Here is a 23,574-nt window from a genome sequence, read left to right as displayed (position 1 = left end):
TTAAAAATCATAACCAATACCCCAATCTCAACTTTTTAAGTGATTGAAATAAAAAGGACATAACCCTATTTTAGTTTCCACCAAGAAATTAAAGCAAAGTTATGTCCATTGAAGAATTTATCATTTTTGTCTATGTAATCATAGAAGAACTTTATCCCATTGTTGTTACTCAGCCCCTGAGAACTCGTGGTTTTCCGCCTGCTGTTACTGATGCAGAAATCATCACTATGCAAATAGTAGGTGAATTTCTTGGTTTAGATACAGACAAAAATATTTGGATGTATTTCAAAAACAATTGGTTAGAATGGTTTCCAAAATTAGGATCTTATCCCAATTTCTGTAAACATTGTGCAAACCTGTGGCATGTCAGTCAATCCATTATGGCACAGCTCATTCAGCGTTATGGTTCAGATAACATTCACTTTATTGATGGCTTCCCACTCCCTGTCTGTAGTTATACCAGAGCTAGAAAGCATAAAAACTTTAAAGAATACGCAGGTTTTAGTTATTGTGCTGCAAAACAAGAAAAATATTATGGTTTCAAAGCTCATATCGTCATTAATCTTTCAGGCATGATTTCGGGTTATACCTTTGCACCTGCTCATTGTGATGAGCGAGATGTTGCACCTGAAATTACGAATGATATTTACGGTTTACTGGGAGCAGATAAGGGCTATTTAAGACCAGAATTGAAACGATATTATGAATATCAGGGTATTGATTTACAAACACCCTTTAGAAAAAACATGATAGATTTCAGACCTAAAGAGACACTGCAAATACTGATGAAAGCCAGAAGAAAGATTGAAACAGTGATTGGTCAATTAACAGATCGCTTTCACATTCAGAAAGTGAGGGCAAAAGATCTATGGCATTTAACCCACCGCATAACTCGTAAAATTCTGTCGCATACAATTTGTGTGGTGCTAAATAAAAAGCTTGGTCATTCACCAATTCAATTCGAAAATCTTATTTTAAGTTGAGATTGGCGTAACCAATACCAAACACAGCGAGATCGCGCTGCTTATCACCAAAACGGTCATAACCACCAAAGATATAATCACCAGATAAGGTCAACTTCGGCGCAACTTCATAACTCAATCCGGCAGTTGCATAACGGAAAGCATGCTGTTTGGTAGTGTTGCCTAGCTCATTACCTTCATATTTGCCTTCATCATTAAAATAACCACCCGCTGCACCGACATGCGCACCCAGCTTATCATTAAGCTGATGGGTTAAATCCAGGGTATAAAAAGTATCGCCCTGATTGGCATAGGCCACATCATATAAATAGGTCGATACACCCGCTGTAACGCTGGTCTTGTCGTTTAGTGCACGACTTACATTCAAACCTAATTCATTTGAAGTGGTATGGCTGCCACCCGGATAATAATAGGTCGCATCCCAAAAATTCCAGTCGTAGTTTTCACTGCTATAGGTATATCCCACGATAAAATCATGTTCGAACTTATCACGACGATGTGATTTCTTGCCTTCCAGTTCCGGATAGGAATACCCTAAGGTTGAGCCCCAGTAACCGACATAAAAATTACCATAAGCCAGATTCAGTGCTGCCTGTAAGGCAACGTCATCATTTTCTGGTGCATTGGTCAGACCACGGGAGATGTATTTAGAAACTACACTGATGTTTCCACTGGTTTCAATTTTTTTTGCTTCTGCATCGTCTGCAAAACAATAAACACTAGAAACAGCAGCACAGCCGAAAAGGACTGTTTGTTTGAACATTCTCATAAAATATAAATTATATTAAGCAAAGAATGGATAACACTGAAACCGATTACAGCCTTATCCAGCTTTGGGTAAAAATAAATTCCGCTATATTCCTCTTTGCAGCAAGCAACAGGAATATAGCCATGACTTAAGCGCGTGGGGCCCGGTAGAAAGGCGCTGTAGAAGCAGGTAATGCCTGCTTGCCACGGATATGATCTGCAAGCTTTTCAGCCATCATGATCGTGGTTGCATTGAGGTTGCCTGTAATAATGAGCGGCATAATTGAAGCATCGATGACACGCAGGCCTTGCATCTCATGCACACGCCCATAACCATCGACAACGGCCATATCATCCTCACCCATTTTACAGCTACAGGACGGATGATACGCTGTTTCTGCATGATTACGAACAAATTCATCAATTTCTGCATCAGTTTGCAGATTTTTGCCCGGACTGATTTCTTCACCACGATATGGATCCAGGGCGGGCTGATGCATAATTTCACGGGTAATGCGGATGGCATCCCGGAATTCACGCCAGTCCTGTTCGGTACTCATATAGTTGAACAGAATACTTGGATGCTCGAACGGATCTTTGGATTTCAGACGGACTCGACCACGAGATGGTGAACGCATAGAACCGACATGGGCCTGGAAGCCGTGCTCATGGATAGCATTAGTTCCATTGTAATTGATCGCCACTGGCAGGAAGTGATACTGGATGTTTGGCCATTCGAACTCATCCGAAGAACGAATAAAGCCACCGGCTTCAAACTGGTTGCTGGCACCAATTCCTTTACCTAAGAATAGCCATTCTGCGCCAATCATGGGCTGGTTATACCATTTTAATGCTGGGTATAAGCTGACCGGTTTTTTGCACTTATATTGTAAGTACATTTCCAGATGGTCTTGCAGGTTTTCACCCACACCCGGCAGGTCCTGAACCACCGGAATATCCAGACTTTTTAACAATTCAGCCGGACCTACACCAGAGCGTTGCAGGATTTGTGGAGATGCAATTGCACCTGCACATAGTAGAACTTCACGATCCGCAAAGACCTGAATCGGCTGTAAGGTATTTTGACCTTCAAAATATTCTACGCCAATCGCCTTATTGCGATTAAACAGAATTCGGTTGGTCATGGCATGGGTAATAATGGTGAGATTATCCCGGCCTTTGGCCATATCCAGATAACCACGTGCCGTACTGGAGCGACGACCTTGGGGTGTCACAGTACGATCCATTGGCCCGAAGCCTTCCTGTTGGTAGCCATTCAAGTCATCGGTACGTGGATAACCGGCTTGAACCCCAGCTTCGACCATAGCATGAAACAGCTCATTATTATCATTTTTAGGCGTTGCGACTGAAACCGGGCCTGAATCGCCATGATAGTCATTGCCGCCAATATCGCGGGTTTCAGCTTTTTTGTAATAGGGTAGACACTGCGCATAGTTCCAGTGTTCCAGACCTTTAAGGCTGGCCCACTGTTCCAGATCCATAGCATTACCACGGATATAGCACATGCCATTAATCAGTGAAGATCCGCCCAGACCTTTACCACGGCCGCATTCCATACGGCGATTGTTCATGTGGGGTTCTGGATCGGTCAGATAGGCCCAGTTATAACGGCGTCCTTGTAAAGGATAAGCTAAAGCAGCCGGCATCTGGGTTCTAAAATCCAAACGATAGTCCGGGCCACCTGCCTCAAGTAATAGCACCTTAGTATCTGGATCTTCAGTTAAACGCGCTGCCAGAACATTACCCGCAGAGCCCGCACCGATAATAATATAGTCGTAATTCATCAAATCCCCCTTATGCGCTAAATACAGATTGGAAAGGACTGAGTTCGACCTGAACCGATTTGGTCTGGGTGTAATGCTGCAAGGTCACAAGCCCATTTTCACGTCCAACACCGGAATGTTTATAACCACCGACTGGCATTTCTGCAGGCGATTCCCCCCAGGTATTGATCCAGCAGATACCCGCTTCTACCTGATGAATAATTCGGTGTGCACGGGCTAAGTCTGGTGTGACGACACCTGCAGCCAGACCATAATCGGTATCATTGGCACGACGAATCGCTTCTTGCTCAGTGTCATAACTAAGAATACTCATGACTGGACCGAAGATTTCTTCACGTACAATGGTCATGTCATCACGACAGTCGGTAAATACGGTTGGCAGGACATAAGCCCCTTGGACAAACTGTTCATCCTCAGCACGACCGCCACCACATAATAGGCGTGCCCCTTCTATCTTGCCTTTTTCAATATAGCCCAGCACTTTTTCCATATGCTCAAAGCTGGACACCGGACCGAAATTGGTTTCAGGATCGAGAGGGTCACCCATACGAATATGTTCAACACGCTGTAAAATCTTTTCTTCAAATGCTGCTTTCAATGCCAAAGGCACAAATACACGAGTACCGTTGGTACACACCTGACCGGAGCTATAGAAGTTGGCCATCATGGCAATATCAGCCGCCAGATCCAGATCGGCATCTTCACAGATAATCAGCGGAGACTTACCGCCCAGCTCCATGGTAACTTCTTTCAGGCTAGAATTTGCAGCTTGCGCCATGACTTTTTTACCGGTAGAAACGCCACCGGTAAAAGACACTTTGGCAATATCGGGATGCGAAGTTAGATAACCACCAATTTCACCACTACCGGTAACCACATTAAAGACACCATGCGGCACACCGGCTTCGGTATAAATTTCTGCCAGTTTCAGCGCAGTTAAAGGTGTAACTTCACTGGCTTTGAAAATCATGGCATTGCCTGCAGCGAGTGCCGGTGCAGATTTCCACAATGCGATCTGAATCGGATAATTCCATGCGCCAATTCCAGCGACAACACCCAAAGGTTCACGGCGAGTATAGACAAAGGAACTGCTTCTCAGCGGGATTTGCTGGCCTTCAAGAACCGGTAGAATTCCCGCATAATATTCGAGTACATCTGCACCTGTCGTAATATCAACAGTCGATGTTTCACTAAAGGCTTTACCGCTGTCCAAGCTTTCTAATTTTGCCAGTTCATCGTTACGCTCGCGTAAAATGGCGACTGCCTTGTTCAAGATGCGCGAGCGTTGAATCGCGGTCATTTCTGCCCAGACTTTTTGCCCTTGTTGTGCAGATTCAACCGCACGATCGATATCATTTTTTGAACAGACCTGCACTTCAGCCAGGACTTCACCGGTGGCAGGATTAATAGTTTGAAACGTGCTATTGGACGTTGCATCGACATATTGTCCATGAATATAAGGACGTTGCAGTTTGAATGTTGTCAATGGAATTCCCTCGCAAATTGGTTATTTGAGTTGTTGCCGGATATATTCACTACACAGTTCAATCGGCAGTTCTGGATCAATTTCGCCACTTACTAAAGCACCTCTTAGCCAGAATCCATCAATGAGTGCAGCCAGACCTTGTGCTGCCTTCTCAGCTTGATCCTTACTCAGCTTTTTCATGAATTCATATTTAAGATTGGAATGTAAGCGGTAATGGTTTATTTGCTGTAAACGATGTAAATCGGGCTGATGCAGACTGCTGGCCCAAAAAGCCAACCACACCTTCATGACCGCTTTATCCGTTTGTGGAGCAGTAAAATTGCCACGCACAATTGCCAGTAAGCGTTGTTCAGGGGCGTCATTCACCTGTGACTTGATTTCAGCAACAGATTTACCTAATTGCTGCAATAAGTAACGCATTGTGGCTTCAATTAACCCATTTTTACCTTGAAAATAATGACTTATGATGCCTGTTGAGACACCTGCCCTCTGAGCAATCTGACTAATTGAAGCTTCTGCAAAACCTAGCTCATTCACTGCAGCTAAGGTGGCATCGATCAGTTGCTGACGACGGATCGGTTGCATACCAACTTTTGGCATAGGACTAACCTGAATAACGGATGTAGCAATACAAAATCACTCTGCTAAAGCAAATAGCGGAATGATGTAACAATTCCTAAACGCTTTTTTAATTGAACGTTCAATTAATAAAAATTATAGTGCCAGCTCACCCTTGATGTACAGCGCAGTTTGTTTTGGATTTGCAAAAGTTTGTAATTCACGAAAACAAGGAAGCTTTAGGGCCAGCTTTTGCTTTTAAATCACACTGCACTGTAGATCATTCGGCAACAAAACGATGGTCAGAGATTTATGCAAAAGAAAAACGAAGAGGTGCAAGATAGTCTGAATAAGGTAGTCTTTTATTGTTCGGCGACGCTTATTCTGCTGTTTTCTATCATCACGATTTTATTTAATGAACAAGCCAATCTAGTCATTATTAATATTTTAAACTGGGTCAGTAGTACCTTTAGCTGGTATTACCTGCTGGCGGCAACGCTGTATCTGGTTTTTATTGTCTTTATCGCCTGCTCACGTTATGGCGAAATCAAGCTTGGTCCCAAACATTCTAAACCCGAATTCAGCCTGCTGAGCTGGTCGGCCATGTTGTTCTCAGCCGGGATCGGGATTGACTTGATGTTCTTCTCGGTCGCTGAACCCTTGTCTCATTATATGAGTCCTCCAGTCGGTGAAGCTGAAACCTTTGAAGCCGCGCGTCAGTCTATGGTCTGGACCCTGTTTCACTATGGTCTGACCGGCTGGAGCATGTACGCGCTGATTGGGGTTGCGTTGGGATATTTCAGTTATCGCTATAATTTACCACTGACAATTCGATCTGCGCTTTATCCTATTTTTGGAAAAAGAATTAATGGCCCGATTGGCCATACGGTAGATACCGCTGCAGTACTCGGTACGATTTTTGGTATTGCCACCACCTGCGGTATTGGTGTCGTTCAATTAAATTATGGTTTGCATGTCCTGTTCGGCTTGCCAGAAAATATCTGGATTCAAACTGCATTAATCGGTGTTGCCGTCATTATTACCATTATTTCCGTCACTGCGGGGGTCAATAAAGGTATCCGGGTCCTGTCCGAAATTAATATCTATGTATCAATCGGATTGCTGCTCTTTATTCTCTTTATGGGAAATACCGAGTTTTTATTAGCAGCTCTAATTCAGAATTTTGGTGATTATCTCAGCCAGTTCCCGAAACTCTCTTTAAGCAGTTTTCCTTTTGAGCAGCCTAAAGAATGGATGAATAGCTGGACCCTGTTCTTCTGGGCATGGTGGATTGCCTGGTCGCCATTTGTAGGTCTGTTCTTGGCCCGTATTTCTCGTGGTCGTACCATTCGTGAATTTGTCACCGGGACTTTGGTTATTCCTCTGTTATTTACCCTGACTTGGTTGTCTATTTTCGGTAACAGTGCTTTATACAGCGTGATTTTTGATGGTAATACTCAGCTTGCGACAACTGTTTTAGAAAATCCGGCACATGGTTTTTATGACCTGCTGGCACAGTATCCAGGTTTCACATTTATCGCAGGTGTAGCCACCATTACAGGGTTGCTGTTCTATGTGACTTCAGCGGATTCAGGGGCATTAGTATTGGGGAACTTCACCACTAAATTCACTAATATTGAGCATGATTCACCGCGCTGGCTCAGTGTGTTCTGGGCGATTGCGATCGGTCTTTTGACGCTAGCTATGCTAATGGCTAACGGTGTTACTGCATTGCAAAACACTACCATTATTATGGGACTGCCTTTTAGTTTCGTGATCTTCTTTGTGATGGCCGGTTTGTATAAATCCTTGCGTCTGGAGGATTTTCGTCAGGCCAGTACCAGCCTGAATGCGGCACCTGTGGTCGGTAATGTGGATATCTTGAACTGGAAGAAGCGTCTGAGCCGGGTCATGCTGCATCCAAGCCTGTCCCAGACCCGGACCATGCTGGACAATGTCTGCAAGCCGGCCATCGAGGCCGTTGCAACCGAGTTAATTGATAAAGGTATTCAAGTCAATATTCAGGAAAAATCACTTGAGGAAGAACCTGAACTGTATCATCTGGATCTGACTATTCAACTCGATGAAGAAGAAAACTTTGTTTATGAAATATGGCCGGTACGCTATGACACGCCAAATTTCAGTTCACGTGGTAAACGAACCAAACGCTATTACTATCGTCTGGAAAGTTATCTGTTTGAAGGCTCTCAGGGTAACGATCTGGTCGGTTACAGTAAGGAACAGGTGATCAATGACATCCTGGATAAATATGAACGCCATATGATGTATTTGCACATTAACCGGATCAGCCCAGGTAAACGTCCACTTTTCCCGGATCGTGAAATCTAGGATCTCTCAACTACGGAAGGACGCAATGATGTCAGAAAGTTTGAATGCCTTTGCCCTGTTTTTTTCGTTACTCAATCCATTTTTGATGAGTATCTATATGCTCGGAATTATTCGTAATTCCGAAGCAAAGGTCTTCAATATGGCATTGATTCAGGGCAGCCTGATCAGCTTTATTGTTTTCATCATTTTTGCGAAAACTGGTGAAGCCTTCTTTAATGAAGTCTTGCATGTGCGGTTTGAGTCCTTCCAGATTTTTGGCGGTATTATTTTTCTAGTAATTGGCTATCGTTATGTCTTTGAAGGTGCTGATACGATTGGCGTGATGCGTGGAGCGCCCAGTCATCTGGCGGGCACGATTGCCATGCCGTTTATGATCGGTCCGGGCACCATTTCGGCTTCTGTGATCACAGGTATACAGCTCAGTTTAATGCAAACCATTCTGGTGATTTTCTTTACCCTGTTTCTAACCTGTAGCTTGCTGATCCTGATGAAATATCTGCATGATCATTTGCAGCATAAATACTCCAACTACATTGATTTATATGTCGATATTGTAGGTCGTGTTGCTGCGCTTCTGATTGGTACGATTGCCATCGATATGATTGTGACAGGTGTCAGTGGAATTCTGGAAGGCTAGTTTTATATAAGCTGACAATAAAAAAAGCGGGCAAAAATGCCCGCTTTTTTATGCAGTGATTATTTTAAAATTTAAACGACACACCTGCATAAGTCGAGAAGCCTTCACCTGGTGAAGATCGTGCTTCATCTTTCCCATTATCATTAAGACCTGGAATCACCACTGCTGCATATTTTTCATCCGTGATGTTCTTGAAGTTAACCCAGGCACTCCATGACTGATCTTCTGGCGCATATCCCAGATCTATACCCCAAATCTGATAATCATCACTGAAGCGGCTATTGGCATAATCATGTGCCATCTTCGATGCATATTCAGTATTTAGCCCCATATAAAGACCATTATTCAAGGCATAACTGAGCTGCGCCTGATAAAGGTGTTTTGGAATTCCTGGCAACTGGTTTTTACCAAACGATGGATCATTTTTATACTGGAAATCGCTAAGCGTATAAGCCTGTTGCAGACGCAGTTCACCATATCGGGATTCATGCAATGGCGTATCCAGACTTAACTCCACCCCTTGATGAATCGTTGGCGTCGCATTTGCTTCTACACTAATTCTTTCAGATTGAGGAGAGTTACTCCCATAATCTTTAATCATTTCAGAGGTTAACAGTTCATTTTTAACTTTAGAATAATAGTAGCTCAGTGCCCAATCTCCAAAGCCTGATTGTCCACGTCCGCCCAGTTCAAAGCTATTGGCAGTTTGCGTGTCCAAATAGATTGGCGCACGTACCCGACCAGAAGCGACCCCACTATCAAAATAATATGGTGAAGACCATGCCATCGCCCAAGGATGTGCCGGTTCAATGCTGCGGCTTAAATTGGCAAACCATTGCACAGACTCATTCGGCTGATAGGTCAATCCAAGTCTTGGTGCAAAATTCCATTCATAACGACTGACTTCAGGACTCGCCTCAGGATAAGTCACTTCACTTTCCCGATGGGTATACACCGCTGCCAGTCCCAAATCTAATTTGAACTGATCATTTAATGTAGTTTCCTGATCAAATTGCAAGACGTTGTCTGAACCGCGATAGGTATAACGGCGGGTAACGGTATCTGCCGGATATGATGGAGTGTCAAATCTTAAAGTTTCAGTTACGCCACTGTCTGGACGATGAGTGGTGCTACGCAAGGCAATACGCCCCTGATGTTCCAGACCTAGAAACTGATAAGGCTTTTTATACTGGAAGCGCGCAGTAATATCTTCATAATCGACATTAGTACGATAACGACTTTCACGTAGATCCAGCGGATAATGATGATAAGCCAGACTACCGGTCAGTTTTGCATCATCCTGCAGATTCCATGTCGTGGTATTGGCCAGCCAGGTACTGCCCGGCTGGATCCGTTTGGCATCAATAGCTGCAAAATTACTGTCAGCCGTTTCAGGGTTATTTTTAAGATCTTTCTGTTTAATCCGCCCTGGAGTTAAATGTTTGCTCTCACGGTAACGGGCATAAAAACGGGTTTCAATATCCGGACTAATTTGATAGCCCAAATTAAAAGCCAGACCTTTACCATCACTTTCGGCATGATCCTGAATCCCATCAAACTGCGAACCCGTCACTGCCAGATAATAATCTAACTTGTCGATTTGTCGGCCAGTACTAAACTGGTATTTCTGATAGCCATGGCTACCCGCTTCATATTTTAATTCAGAGCCATTTTGCTCTACACCAGTCTTACTTTTATAGTTAACTGTTCCACCTAAGGACAATCCGCCCTGTTTTAAACCATTGGCACCACGGTACACCCCAACATGATCAATCCACCATGGCTCAAGCAGTTCATAAGCCGTACCACCCGGTCCGGTAAAGGGAATATCATCGATCATGACATAAGTTCCGGATGCATGTGCACCAGAAGTACGGTTAATGCCAGAACCACGGATAGAAATTTTGGCTCCTTCATTGCCCGGCGATTGGGCATAAATACCGGGCTGGAGACGGAAGACGTCAGCAGTGGTTCCCAGACGCTGATGTTGTAACTGCTGATCTGAAATAAAGTTGGTTCCTCCCGAAACGCTGACAAGTTCCGCCTCAGTCTGTTTCTGAGAATTTGTATTTTGCTCAGTGGTCACCACAATAGTGTCCAGTTGCTGAACACTATTCTGCGCTAGCGTAGTTTCAGCATAAAGATGGCCTGAAAATGCCGACAATATCATCAGGCTAAGTGGATTCTTCTTGAGAGGAATTTTTGTCATATTCATGGCGAATTTATACAATCCTGTATAAGTGATCCTGATCTGCTTTAGGACTTGGCTTAAAATTTAAGCTGTAGCATAAATGAAGCACGCAAAATTAAGCAGATATTTTCTGCCAAAATATCTGACTGGTGCGGCAATATTTTTAATTTATTCTATACAAATAATCTGTCAGTACTTTGCAAGATCGCAGACAGATTCAAACAAGTTCTGATATCTAACTTATTAAGTATTTGTAATTTATATATATGTATTTTTTTCTTGTAACCATCTTATTTTAGTTGGCAAAAAATGATTTAAATTAAAAATTTCGAAGATATAAACAATATTCTGATTCATCAAGATCAGTTTAATAGACAGGTTTCTAAACCAAAATCTAAGTTATAACTAGAAAATAGAATTCTTATTTTTTGAACTATGGCTTATAGATTTCAGCCCAAAAAAGAAACCCTTCCGCTGGAGAGTTTCTTCATGTATTCTGGCTATTATTTAGAGTCATTTGCAATTACTTGCGCTTGTAATGGTGCAGCTTGCTGGGTGTCGGCTGGTTTTTTCTTGGTTTTCATTTCTGCCACTTTGGCCAGAGTTTTCTCGGTAAAACGTAAACCACCATCTTCTGCCATCACATTACCCGCCATCAAAAGAGTTCCTATTACTAGCAGTGATGGTATAAGTTGTAATTTCATGTCTATTCCACCTTTTTATTTTATAGTGGATTAAAAACAAGCAATTATTATTCCAATATTTTTATATTCTTATTCGCCTTAAAACTCCTTATTTTAGTGCGCTTATTTCAAGAACGCCTTATTTTAGTCAGGTTAATTCGGCCTTCTAAGTTCTTCTGCACTATTTTTATGACACTTTTAACCTGATCTCCTAATTTTTTGCACCAAATTGCATGGTATGTTTTTTGCATAAGTCTTCATGGAATATTCCCCGATTTACTAGCTAAAAATCTTGCATGTCTAAATTACGAATTGCCCTGATTGATGATGATCCAGAACGCGCTGAATTTATTCAGGCTTCTTTGCTTGCGCATGATTTTCATGTAGTGGCCTGTGTCATTCTGAATGACCTCAACATTGTTGATATCAAAAGCCTGCATGCCGATGTCATTCTGTTAAATATGGATCACCCTCATCGCGATATTATCGAAAGCTGCGTGAGTCAGTATGAATTACCTACAGTTCTGTTTACCCAAAATTCCAACAAGGACACCATCAGAAATGCCATTGATGCCGGCGTCACGGCATATATTGTGGACGGGATCGATCCGACCAAACTGGAAAATATTCTGGAAATATCGATTGAACAATTTCAGAAACATAAAAAACTGTTACATGACCTGAAGGAAACTCAGGAAAAATTAAGTGATCGCAGGGATATTGATAAAGCCAAAGTCCTGCTGATCCAGCTGCATGGACTGAGCGAAGAAGAAGCATTTGCCCTGTTGCGCAAAAATGCCATGAGCCACCGGATTACCATTGGCGATATGGCAAGGCGCTTACTTGATGCACAAAAACTGTTATCTGGCCAATAAGGAGCATTCAATGACAACAATAGAAAAAACAGAACTCAATATTGGCTATATTCCACTGCTTGATTGTGTTGCTATTCTTTGGGCGGAGCGACAAGGTTATTTTACTGAACAGGGTTTAAAGGTAAATCTGATCCGTGAAGCCTCCTGGTCCACTTACGCGACCGTCTGGCCTATGGCTTTCTGGATGCAGCCCATTGCCTGTCTGCCATGCTTCCCGCGGCTGCTTTGGGTGCAGACCAGTTACAAGTCGCTTTGCAGACTCCATTAGTACTCAGTATCAATCAGGCATTTATCAGCTTAAGACAGGATCTGTGTTATGCACTGGGCATTCAGCCTGAAGATAATGAACAGATCACGTCGCAAAAGCTGGTCAGTGCCTTAAAGCAGCAACACAAGGTAGGTTTGGCGCATGTTTATAAATACTCCATTCATCATTACTGTTTAAGAGAATGGCTGGCTTTAACTGATCCGCAATATGCCAAAAATATATTGCTCAAGACCTCACCACCCCCTTTGATGGTCAAAGGGATCGCAGCACAGATTTTTGATGGTTTTTGTGTGGGTGAACCTTGGAATATTCAGGCCAAGCTTGAAGGTTATAGCCTGATTGTTGCAGCCAGTCAGAATGTCATTCCTAAAGTGGCAGACAAAGTGCTGGCGATAACTCAGGAATGGGGCGAGTTGCATCCACTGACTGTTGAGGCCTTAGTCACGGCTGTAAAAAAAGCCCAGATGGATTTAAAACATGTTACGGATCTTTCTGAAGTTTGGGACATGCTGATGGATTATCAGATCATCCAGTTTGAATGTTCAGCTTCTCGACACGTTTATGACTTCCATAAAATTCAGAATATTATCCGTAACCTTACAGGTGAAAGTGTTGAGCCTCAATTCACCGATTTTATCTGGTTACTGGGGCAGATGGAAAAATGGGAAAATATTGATCTGTCCGCAGATGATCAGCGACAAATTGCCCAATCCTGTATTTATCAGCAAGAATCCACGACTGTATAAATTATAAATTTATAAACTTCCAATAAAAACCCAGAAATTTCTGGGTCTTTTTTATTTACTGCTGATATTTAACTGAGCGCTTGCTGTAAATCCAGTTGCATGAATTTCTGCAAGGATAGTTTTCCGGCGATAGTCTGATTGATGAATTGTGACATTTCATCATACAAGGTCTCATATAGCTGCGGCTCTAATGCCATACGTCTTAACTGGATCTGTAAATGCATCAACAGTTCCTGCTGCTCGCATTCACCCTGTTCCAGAGCATAGATATAACCCAGCACTGCGCCTTTTAAAACCACATCAAATGGCAAGCTATATTTAAGCAAGGTCAATAATGAACCCATAACCCGTTCATTGTGTTCCAGCTTTCTTAAGGGTTCACGTCCTACACGTGCACATGGGTCCTGATAAGCATAGGCACAAGATTCAGTGAAACTTTGTGCCAGACGTTCCAGATCTGAAGCATGCTTAGGAATCTGATAACAGAGGCCATGCTTTACCTGCGCTAAAGCCTGCTGCATAAATTTTCTGACCGAATGATCTGACATGGCCACGCCAATAGTCTGATGACCGCGCAGGCTGGCATACCAAGCCATCATCGCATGTACACCATTCCATAATCGGTTTTTAATCAGCTGGATATTGGCAATATCATCTACCAGAATCATCTGGCGCATTTTGGCCAATAATGGACTGTTATTTTCCACATAGATTGGCATATCCGTTTCGGCATTAAACAGAATCAGATCCATCGACTGCAGAATATGACTCGGCTGAAAATTACGACGCAGGTCTTCAATATACAAGCCCGCCTGATGTTCCTGGTCTGCATTCAGGGCTGTAGAATCATCCAGACCCACTACGGACAGATCTTCATCCAGCTGATACTGCTTGAACATGTTGTATTTGATGCGCAGCTGACGGTACAGTTTCTGGTCGGACAGTTTGGAGACCATACGGTTCACCACTGTGTCACAGAAATAATGCTGATCCATAATGTGCTGCGCTGTCTGTTCATCCGTAATCTGTTTCAGACGGCTCAGAATCTGCTGCATCACCAGCTGTTTGGCCCCGATTTTATTTAGGATAATTAACAGCGTCAGCGGCTGTTCCTGCTGCTCGTAGGCCAAGTATCGCGCATATAAACCCTGTGCAATCACCTCTGCTTCAGAAACCAGCGCTTCCTCAGGGACACAGACTGCGACCAGACTGGATTCAATATACATGTTCTGCATTTGCTCCAGATCATGCGCATCAATTACACTCATATTTTCAATACGCTGGTCAAAAGAGTTCTGACCATAACGAATGCAATAAGTGCCAAACGCATTTACGGCAGACTGATAGAGTGGATTACGCGTTGAGGCAATAATTTTGCGTGGACGCGTATAACCATCCCAGTGTGATAACACCTGAGCCAAATAACCACCACCAATCGCACCGAAACCGTGAATCCCGACCGTTAACTGATTCAGCGTTTGCGGAAATGCGGTCTCAAGTTCTGGCATTTCCAGAACCGGAACAAACTGGTTCAGATCTGTCAGAAAATCTTCCATCATTTCATAATAATACTGGGCTTGTGCCAGCATCGATTCATTCGGTGTTTTAATGTCTTTGAAAAGTACCGTCATACCACCTGCATCATAAGCAGATCGCAGGCCATTTTCAGAATCTTCAAACATCAGGCATTGAGCCGGACTTAAATTGATTTTTTCGGCTGCGCTGATAAAAATTTCTGGATGAGGTTTCCCCTGTTTAATCTCATCACCACACACCAGCACATCAAAAAATTTATAGACATTGGCATTGATCAGATATTCTTCTGCGATCGCACGTCGACTCGAAGTCGCCACAGCCATTTTTAGGCCTGCCTTGCGTAGGCGTTCCAACACCTGCAATAAACCTTTTTTAATCGGAACACCATAATTGCGTACATGTTCTAGTTCCAGTACATCGGCGCGCTGGCGGATCTCGGCATAAGGAACATCTTGTCCATAACGCTCTTTGGCCAGCTGCTCGGCACTACGGGCACTTAAGCCCAAACACTGCATTAAAACACTGCATTAAATAGTTTTCAGAAAATTCGACGCCGATCAGCTCACGTGAAGCTTGTTGCAAGGTTTGAAAGCGCAAACGTTCAGTATCAAACATGGTTCCATCCATATCGAAAATTGCGCCGTGTACGATTTGATTTTTAAATTCTAGCATTGCTCCCCTTTTATAATTCAATGAGTTAAGAAGTGGACAATACCTTAAGGAAAATAAGAGATTAAATAAACCGATGTAAAGATATGAAATAGTTCTGGCTATAAATTAATCAATAAAGACTAAATTAAATAGTTTTAGGTTTTCTTATGTAACCGTTAGGTAACAAAAAGTAACCAGCAAGTTGTTTCTTATAAAAAATAAATATTCAAATTAGGAGGTGTAGATAAATTCAAATGCTGTGCCAATTTAGTATTACGATTTTTATTATTAGTAATACTTAAAATGCTCAAAATAAGTTCATTTTACGAATTTATTGATAAATACAGTCTGGATGTGCACCCAAACTGGACTTTTTATCTCTATCCAAAAACGGGATAATGGCGGTGAAAGAGAATTGGGTGTGACATGTTTAAAGATAAAAAGCTGGTATGTTTTGACCTGGATGGGACCTTGATTGATTCAGTGGGAATCTGGAACCAGGTCGATGCTGCCCTGATTCAGGAATTGTCGGGGATCGAAATCGGTCTGGATCAGATTCAGCAACTGCGTGACCTGCAACTGAAAGCCTTTAGACATATGCCCGATCCTTATCTGGAATATTGTGGCTATTTAAAAGAGCTATATGGTTTTGAACCCAGCAAGGAAGAGGTTAAAAACCGTCGTTATCATATTTCACGGCATTTTCTGGATCATGTGATAGAACTCAAACCGCAAGCTGAGCTGCTGATTCAAGCCCTAAAACAGCAAGGGATACAATTGGCACTCACGACTACCACCAGCTTGTTCAATGTGCAGCGTTATCAGGACAATAACCAGAAGATTAATCAGAAAATCAGTTTTGATGATGATTTTGCGATTATTTTGACTCGTGAAAATGTTGAGAATATCAAACCGCATCCAGAAGTGTATTTAAATGCGCTCCAGCATTTTGAAATTGAGGCTAAAGATTGCCTGATTGTTGAAGACTCTTTAATTGGGGTGGAAGCTGCCAACAATGCGGGAATTGATGTCGTTGCAATTTACGACCAGTATTCTGCGCATGAAATGGACCTGATCAAAGCCAAGGCAGATTATTTTGTAGAAGATTTTGCTGGTCTCATAAAATTGGTGAACTAAAAAAATGCCATGAATCCTTTCTGATCATGGCATTTTTCGTGTTATCTCTGAATTGATTAGATTAGAGCATTATTTGGCTTTTTTATAGACGGAGCCTGAGCCGACCAGATTGCCAGTTTTTGCGTCAATTGCGAAATCAACGACACCTGCACCTGAATTAATCTGAAGCAGACCATTATCAGCGACTGAAGCTGGCATCGGATTTTTCTTGTCGGTTTTGCCGCTTTCTTTGTCTTTAATGGTATTGGTAATGAAATAGTTTTCACCATTTTTGGAAATCACCAGGATATTTTCCAATTTTGGGTTTTCCAGTGTATTTTTCCAGTTCCCCTGATAATCTGGTGCTGGGGTTTCCGGGGTATTACACGCGGTTAACAGCAATAAAAGTGAGATGCCTGAAAAATATTTAAGATATTTCAAAACTGAGACCTTGAATGATAGAACGCGGCCATTATAAAAAGAACCTCCTTGAGGTAAACGCTTAGCTTGTAGGCGAAGCGTTTCAGCGGTAGTAAATCTGTCCCGCCTTCGTCATTTTTTGAAAATCATCTTCATATTTCGTTCATAAATTCGTGTGAATTGACCACTTTTTAACAGATAAAAAAATCCTCAATAGACCATCCAAATCTATTGAGGAGTACCAAACTGGATAATAGAGAAACCTTAAAAAATTAATTTACAAGTTTGGATTTAAAGTAACGAAACACCGATTTAACTGCATGAGTTTTTTCTGCAATTTGCTGATTCCATTCATTTGGCAGTGAGCATTTCGCCAGTCTGACCCATACAGTCGAGAACTGTTTTATAAAGCTGGCCTCGTTATAGTGAATCCCATACTCAGCACATAAGGCTTTGATTTTTGGTGCTACTTCGGCATAACGGTTTGCTGGCATATCTGGGAACAGATGATGCTCAATCTGATGGCTTAAATTACCACTCAGAATATGCAACCAGTTCGCCCCACTGAAGTTGCTCGAACCACGGATCTGACGCAGATACCATTCCGCACGGGTTTCATTGTCGGTATTGTCCATTTCAAAGGTTTCTGCATCTTCAGTGAAATGTCCATTGAAGATTACCGCAGACGCCCATAGGCTACGAATCACATTGGCAACCGCATTCCCGGTAAATACTGGAATCGCATTTGGACCGGCAATAATCGGAAAAAATACATAATCTTTCAGGACCTGACGACGCATTTTTTTGCGTAAAGGTGCTGCTTCTTCCCAGACCTGTTTCCAGGTTTTGGTTTTATAGGCAATCACATCTTCCAGATGCAAACGCTGTACACCCACATACCATTCAAAGAACACCATCAACTGAATGGTTAAAGGAATATTCCAGATAAAACGTAGTTCCCACGGCTGAGATTCACTGACACGGATCAGACCATAACCGACATCGTGATCCATACCAACAATATTGGTATAAGTGTGGTGAATATAGTTATGGGTGTATTTCCAGTCATCCCCAGTGGAAATAGTATCCCAATCATAAGTAGAACCATTCAAACTTGGATCATTCATCCAGTCGAACTGGCCGTGCATTACGTTATGGCCAAGTTCCATATTTTCCACGATTTTCGAGATACCCAATAAGCCTGTGCCCGCTAACCATACTGGTGGCAACCAGCCTGCAAACATTAACATGCCGCGGGAAGCAATCTCGCTATAACGTACAAAATTACGGATTTTATAAATATATTCTGCGTCTTTCTCGCCCAAATCTTCCATTACTTCACGGCGGATAGCATCAACCTTGGCGCCGAACTCTTCAACCTGTTCCGGGCTTAGAAATTGAGATTTACTGTGTTTTTTAAAATCAATTTGCATATTCATGGGAGCACCTTCTTATTCGTTTAGTAATGGTTGAAATAGCTTATAAATTAATCACCACAGGACTAACGGCCTGTGAAATACAAAGTTTGATTGGAGTATTGTTGCCGTGGTCGATCTCACCTGTCAGCATGTTTTTCACCGAACCGCTGACTTTGGTACATGAGCAAGTATTACAGATGCCCATACGGCAACCATGCGCTGGACGAAGACCCGCCTGCTCTGCACTTTCCAGCAGATTAGATTCTGCCTGGAATTCCTGCTGCGATCTTAAAAACTGTACAGGCTGTGCTTTCACTTTTTCATCCATCGCAATCTGGAAATATTCAGAATGGAAGCTAGATTTCACTGCCAGTTTATCGGCAATCTTGAGTGCAGTTTTCATCATTCCCGCTGAACCACAGGCATAGATTTCACGCTGTTCAAAGTCTGGTACCAGCTTGTTTAGCAATTGCTGGCTCAGATGCTGCTTATGCTCGACTGTATTAAAATGATGATATTTCAGATGAGGATGCATTAACGCTAAGGTTTTGATCTCGGCATGAAATGCATCATCACGGGTAAAATAAATCAGATCAATTGGGTGCTGAAACTGCACGACTGCTTTTTGCAATAAGGAATAAATGGCGGTAATGCCACTGCCTGATGCTAGAAACAGAATCGGTTTAGGAGAGTTTAATAAGGTAAATTCGCCCTGTGGCTGAGACAGCTCGACCACTGCACCCAGTTGCAATAAAGTTAAGGCACGTGACACTTTACCTTGCTGCTTGACTGCAATAATCACATCGCCATTTTTTAAAATGGTCACGATAGAATAATGACGTTGATGACGAACTCCATCCAGACGCAGAGTCACCGCGATATTTTGACCGGCCTGAAATGACCCGCGGTTAAAGTTATAATTTGGACGTAACTGGATTTTGAAAAAGTCTGGGCTGACCGCCTGAATATTCACGACCGATGCTTTGACTTTTTTGAGTGCCCAGGTTGGATGGATTTTTTCACCAACAAAATCAATGAAGTCTTCACGAATCCAATGCGGCTTGTAGGTTGTCATACTTGTCATTTTTATCCCCTCTATTCCGCAGACAGCATTAATGTACAACTGTCTATTTATTATGTAGTCCAGAATAAAGAATTTTGAAGCTCACACCATGTCAATGTAGGTCAAATTATGTGCTTAGAAACCATAGTTAGACTTTTTGTAAGACAATCCTAACCAGAAAGTGCTGTTAAAACTGTATGAACTGAATAAATTGCTTTTTTAGTCTGTATATTTTTAGCAAAAACATATAAAAAAACTGACCTCTATATAAGAGATCAGTTTCTGTTTTAAATATTGGGTGAGTTAAAAAGGCAAAAATTTACCTTTTAAAAAAATAGCTTAACCTACGGCCTGTTCCAGCAAGATAGAACCATAAAGTTCACGCAGGTCTTTTTTCAGCATCTTGCCGGTTCCACTTAACGGAATAGAATCTACAAAGATCACGCGATCCGGGATCTGCCATTTAGCGACTTTGTCCGCATAGTAATCCAGAATTTCAGCTTCACTCACATGACTCTCTGGCTTTTTAATCGCAATCAGAACGGGACGCTCATCCCATTTAGGATGCTGTGCCGCAATCACGGCAGCCATGGCAATTTCAGGATGTCCCATCGCCATATTTTCAAGATCGACTGAAGAGATCCATTCACCGCCTGACTTGATCAGATCTTTGGAGCGATCACACAGCTTCATAAAGCCATCTTCATTTAAGGTAGCGATATCTCCGGTATCAAACCAGCCGTCTGCTGTGAGCGCAGATTCTTCCTTGCCAAAGTAATGATCAATGATCCAGTGCCCTTTAATCTGCAGATTGCCTATGGTTTCACCGTTGCGGGCAATTTCCTGAGTTCCTTTTTCTTCATCGGTTAAGCGTAAATCAACGCCAAACGGTGGACGACCTTGAGACAAGCGAATCTGCATTTTTTCTTCATCCGCCAGATCAAGGTGTTTGGTTTTCAGCTGATTGGCACTCCCGAGTGGACTGGTTTCAGTCATTCCCCAAGCATGAATGGTTTCGCAATTAAACTGCTCTTTAAAGGTTTTCAGCATAGCCGGTGGACAGGCAGAACCACCGACCACATTCCGTTTCAGGCTTTCCAGTTTTGAACCACTTTGCTGGGCAGCCGCAATCAGCCCTTGCCAGATCGTTGGAACGCCTAAAGCCACAGAGACTTTATACGTATCAATCAGATTGACCAGACTGGCTCCATCCAGGCCCGGCCCCGGCAGCACTAGGGTACAACCGACCATGGCAGCGGCATATGGGGTTCCCCAGGCATTGACATGGAACATTGGCACCACCGGCAGCATGATGTCACGCGCTGCTACATTCAGGGAATCCGGCATGATGATGGCGTAACTATGCAACACTGTTGAGCGATGGCTATATAAAACCCCTTTCGGATTTCCAGTCGTACCAGAGGTATAACACAATGAACTCGCTGTATTTTCATCCAGTTCAGGCCAGTCAAATTCTGCAGATTGCTGGGCAAGCAAATCGTCATAAAACTGAACTTCCGGAATGGCTTCACGAATCGACGAATCTTCAGCATCCAGACAAATATACTGTTCTACAGTTTTTAATAACGGTTTGACGGCTTTAATTAAAGGTGCAAAGGTTTTATCAAACAGCAGTACCCGATCGGCAGCGTCATTGATAATAAATACCAGCTGTTCCGGAAATAAGCGCGGGTTGATGGTGTGGCAAACCAGTCCACTTCCCGAAATGGCATACCATGATTCTAGATGTCGATGATTATTCCAGGCAATGGTCGCAACCCGATCGCCGAGTGTCAGACCGAATTGCTGTAATACATTGGCAAAACGTTTCGAGTTTTCCCGGATTTCTCCCCAATTGGTCTTTTTAATGCTGGTATCGGTATTTTTAGAAATGATCTCGGTATCGGCATGATAACGACCGGCATGTTCAATCATGCTGCTGATCAGTAAGGGCTGGAACATCATATTTCCGAGCATGCTTCACTCCTTTATCCTTGTTGTTTGTCCATCTGCTATATCGTTGTTATTTCTGTATGATGCGCTGGCGAAAAGCCTGTATTCATTTTTATCATCAAACAGTCTGAATCTAGCAAGGAAATCTGACTTTGTGAGTGTCAAATTGTGACAAAGTCATAGAGTGGATGCAGAAAAAGTAGAAAATAAAACTGGTAATGTGTGGCATAAAAAAGCCCCAATTTAGATTGGGGCGATGATAGTGTTCAGGGAGAAGAGAATTTTAAAAGCCGCTCATCATAATTTTGTCTGCATTTACTACAAAGATAACGCCGAGGCAGAATAAACCGGCATAAAGTGCAAACCAGAGAATCATCTTCTTGAATGCTGCATCAGAAATACTGCTATCCGCATATTTTGGTGCTTTGTTGTCTTCTGAATTCATATGATCACCCATAGGTTGGTCTGGCGTTATGAGTTTTATTATCAGCAGACCTAAATCAGCTGTATAGATACAATATTCATTTAAAAAAATATAACAGTTAGCCACTTATTTTTTTGATTTGTTATATTTTAATAACTTATTCATAATATAATTCTGATTATATTAGTACAGTTTAGATTTTATTTTCTTATGTTCAAATCTGAAAAGCTAGCCCAAAATATTCGCCAGATGATTGAAAATGGCGCATGGAAGGCGCATGACAAATTACCTTCATTACGGGAACAAACTGAACTGTCCGGCTATAGCCTGATGACGGTGCTTAATGCCTATCAGGTGCTTGAATCGCAAGGATTGGTCTATGCCAAAGATAAATCTGGCTACTATATTGCGGAGCGACCTCAAACCTATAACAGCAAAGAACCCGCGGTACAGATTGGCTTAAACTCCAAAGTTAAAATTAACTCTGTGGTATTTAATTATTTAAAGTCACTGCAAACTCCAAATATTGCGCCTTTTGGTTCAGCTTTTCCAAATGCTGAACTGTTATATAACAGCCGGTTTATGCAGATTTTGGCGCAGCATAGCAAAAGAAAAAGCAGTTATAGCCATCAAAATCATATGCCACCGGGTAATCAGGAATTACGCCAACTGATTGCTAACCGCTATCAGTTACAAGGCATAAACTGCACTTCGGATGACATTGTCATTACTTCTGGTGCATTGGAAGCCCTTAATCTGTCTTTACAGGCTTTGACTCAACCGGGTGATTTTATCCTGCTCCAGCAAACCATTTTTTATGGTGCCTGGCAGGCGGCTGAACGTTTAGGCTTGCAAGTCATCACAATCCCTGAACATCCGCAGTTTGGTTTTGACCTGGAATCATTTGAACAAGCACTTAAACAGTACCCGATCAAAGTTTGCTGGCTGATGCTGAATGTGCATAATCCGATTGGCTTTACGGTAAATTCAGAGATCAAGCAAAGAATTGCGGAACTGTTGAATGAATATCAGGTATATCTGATTGAAGATGATGTCTATCAGGAACTCAATTACGGCGCTCATAAACCGGTTTCCGTAAAATATTTTGATCAGCATCAACGGGTATTGCACTGCTCTTCATTTTCTAAAACTCTGGGCATGGGTGCGCGGGTCGGCTGGGTTTTCGCTGGCCCATTTTCCGATGCAATCCAGCATTTACAGCTCATGAGTACTTTGACTGTTAGTCCGCTATTACAAAATGCACTGGTCGATTTTCTGTCCCATCATCATTATGAAAAGCATTTGCGCCATTTAAAACAGCAACTAGAAAAGTATAAGCAAAAGTTTTATCAGGAACTTAAAGCGCGTTTAGATTCAGTCTGTGAAATTTATTATTATTCTAGTGGCTATTTTCTCTGGATCAAATTGCCGGAACAGCTGGATGGTCAGGTTTTATATGAACAGCTGATTCAGCACAATATTGCCATTGCTCCTGCTTTGCTGTTTAAACCGGAACATACCAGCCAGAATTATATTCGCCTGAACTGTTCATTTGACTGGACTTCTGAGATAGAAAACGCTGTCAATGTACTGGCAGAGGTGATCCTGAATCATGCAAAAAGCGTGGATTAATTCATCCACGCTTTAGGTTTTTTATGTTAAATC

Annotated in this window: 17 protein-coding genes and 2 pseudogenes; 7 read left to right on the top strand and 12 right to left on the bottom strand. The window is 42.4% G+C overall.

Annotated elements, in window-relative coordinates:
• The first annotated feature begins 101 nt into the window (after positions 1-101).
• Positions 102-983, top strand: a complete 882-nt coding sequence (locus C3F22_RS06420) for an IS982-like element ISAba9 family transposase (RefSeq protein ID WP_004282326.1) — start codon at positions 102-104, stop codon at positions 981-983.
• On the opposite strand, the gene C3F22_RS06415 is transcribed toward C3F22_RS06420, so the two are convergent.
• The 4 genes from C3F22_RS06415 to betI all read right to left on the bottom strand — a co-directional run bounded on the left by C3F22_RS06415 (position 970) and on the right by betI (position 5,621).
• Positions 970-1,752 carry a hypothetical protein gene (locus C3F22_RS06415; RefSeq protein ID WP_104426122.1) on the bottom strand — a complete coding sequence of 261 codons (783 nt, stop codon included), beginning with the start codon at positions 1,750-1,752 and terminating at the stop codon, positions 970-972. The two genes, C3F22_RS06420 and C3F22_RS06415, sit on opposite strands and share 14 nt — an antisense overlap.
• Before the next feature lie 127 nt (positions 1,753-1,879).
• Positions 1,880-3,535: a choline dehydrogenase gene (gene betA / locus C3F22_RS06410; RefSeq protein WP_004785682.1), complete on the bottom strand. Its 1,656-nt coding sequence runs from the start codon at positions 3,533-3,535 to the stop codon at positions 1,880-1,882.
• A 10-nt stretch (positions 3,536-3,545) separates the two neighbouring features.
• Positions 3,546-5,021 (bottom strand): betaine-aldehyde dehydrogenase, encoded by a 1,476-nt coding sequence (betB, locus tag C3F22_RS06405; protein ID WP_004785680.1) that lies wholly within the window; start codon positions 5,019-5,021, stop codon positions 3,546-3,548.
• Between the two features lie 21 nt (positions 5,022-5,042).
• Positions 5,043-5,621, bottom strand: a complete 579-nt coding sequence (betI, locus tag C3F22_RS06400; protein ID WP_004785677.1) for a transcriptional regulator BetI — start codon at positions 5,619-5,621, stop codon at positions 5,043-5,045.
• Between the two features lie 270 nt (positions 5,622-5,891).
• Between betI and C3F22_RS06395 the strand changes: the two genes are divergently transcribed.
• Both C3F22_RS06395 and C3F22_RS06390 read left to right on the top strand, forming a co-directional pair.
• A complete protein-coding gene (locus tag C3F22_RS06395; protein ID WP_004785675.1) occupies positions 5,892-7,928 on the top strand; it encodes a choline transporter in 2,037 nt (678 codons plus the stop codon).
• A 28-nt stretch (positions 7,929-7,956) separates the two neighbouring features.
• A complete protein-coding gene (locus tag C3F22_RS06390) occupies positions 7,957-8,565 on the top strand; it encodes a MarC family protein (RefSeq protein ID WP_004785673.1) in 609 nt (202 codons plus the stop codon).
• Between the two features lie 64 nt (positions 8,566-8,629).
• Here C3F22_RS06390 and C3F22_RS06385 read toward each other — a convergent pair whose 3' ends face one another.
• Together C3F22_RS06385 and C3F22_RS18255 are read right to left on the bottom strand one after the other, a co-directional pair.
• Positions 8,630-10,780, bottom strand: a complete 2,151-nt coding sequence (locus C3F22_RS06385; RefSeq protein ID WP_004785671.1) for a TonB-dependent receptor family protein — start codon at positions 10,778-10,780, stop codon at positions 8,630-8,632.
• A gap of 479 nt (positions 10,781-11,259) precedes the next feature.
• On the bottom strand, positions 11,260-11,460 hold the full coding sequence (locus C3F22_RS18255; RefSeq protein ID WP_152606030.1) for a hypothetical protein: 201 nt from the start codon (positions 11,458-11,460) through the stop codon (positions 11,260-11,262).
• A 275-nt stretch (positions 11,461-11,735) separates the two neighbouring features.
• On the opposite strand from C3F22_RS18255, the gene C3F22_RS06380 reads away from it, so the two are divergent.
• Together C3F22_RS06380 and C3F22_RS06375 are read left to right on the top strand one after the other, a co-directional pair.
• Positions 11,736-12,314, top strand: a complete 579-nt coding sequence (locus C3F22_RS06380; protein WP_004785667.1) for an ANTAR domain-containing response regulator — start codon at positions 11,736-11,738, stop codon at positions 12,312-12,314.
• Between the two features lie 10 nt (positions 12,315-12,324).
• Positions 12,325-13,328 (top strand): annotated as a pseudogene (locus C3F22_RS06375) (ABC transporter substrate-binding protein).
• 68 nt (positions 13,329-13,396) lie between these two features.
• Here C3F22_RS06375 and mtlD read toward each other — a convergent pair.
• Positions 13,397-15,536: pseudogene (gene mtlD, locus C3F22_RS06370) on the bottom strand (bifunctional mannitol-1-phosphate dehydrogenase/phosphatase).
• 405 nt (positions 15,537-15,941) lie between these two features.
• Between mtlD and C3F22_RS06365 the strand changes: the two are divergent.
• A complete protein-coding gene (locus C3F22_RS06365) occupies positions 15,942-16,652 on the top strand; it encodes an HAD family hydrolase (protein ID WP_104426121.1) in 711 nt (236 codons plus the stop codon).
• A gap of 69 nt (positions 16,653-16,721) precedes the next feature.
• Here the strand turns inward: C3F22_RS06365 and C3F22_RS06360 are convergent, their stop codons facing one another.
• The 5 genes from C3F22_RS06360 to C3F22_RS18340 form a co-directional block, all read right to left on the bottom strand.
• Complete coding sequence (locus C3F22_RS06360) at positions 16,722-17,072, bottom strand: hypothetical protein (RefSeq protein ID WP_104426120.1); 351 nt, start codon at positions 17,070-17,072, stop codon at positions 16,722-16,724.
• 251 nt (positions 17,073-17,323) lie between these two features.
• Positions 17,324-18,490: a fatty acid desaturase family protein gene (locus C3F22_RS06355; protein WP_104426119.1), complete on the bottom strand. Its 1,167-nt coding sequence runs from the start codon at positions 18,488-18,490 to the stop codon at positions 17,324-17,326.
• Positions 18,491-18,530: 40 nt separating this feature from the next.
• Positions 18,531-19,553 (bottom strand): flavin reductase family protein, encoded by a 1,023-nt coding sequence (locus tag C3F22_RS06350; RefSeq protein WP_104426118.1) that lies wholly within the window; start codon positions 19,551-19,553, stop codon positions 18,531-18,533.
• 318 nt (positions 19,554-19,871) lie between these two features.
• Positions 19,872-21,509, bottom strand: coding sequence for a long-chain-fatty-acid--CoA ligase (locus tag C3F22_RS06345; protein WP_104426117.1), 1,638 nt, complete (start codon positions 21,507-21,509; stop codon positions 19,872-19,874).
• 259 nt (positions 21,510-21,768) lie between these two features.
• Positions 21,769-21,930, bottom strand: a complete 162-nt coding sequence (locus C3F22_RS18340) for a hypothetical protein (RefSeq protein WP_162835335.1) — start codon at positions 21,928-21,930, stop codon at positions 21,769-21,771.
• Between the two features lie 189 nt (positions 21,931-22,119).
• On the opposite strand from C3F22_RS18340, the gene C3F22_RS06335 reads away from it, so the two are divergent.
• Complete coding sequence (locus C3F22_RS06335; protein ID WP_104426115.1) at positions 22,120-23,541, top strand: PLP-dependent aminotransferase family protein; 1,422 nt, start codon at positions 22,120-22,122, stop codon at positions 23,539-23,541.
• Positions 23,542-23,574 lie beyond the last annotated feature (33 nt).

The sequence above is a fragment of the Acinetobacter sp. ACNIH1 genome (assembly GCF_002934695.1).
GTDB classification, from domain to species: Bacteria; Pseudomonadota; Gammaproteobacteria; order Pseudomonadales; family Moraxellaceae; genus Acinetobacter; species Acinetobacter variabilis.
Note: the sequence above shows the minus strand (reverse complement) of the source record. Positions and strands in the feature narration are given on the sequence as shown.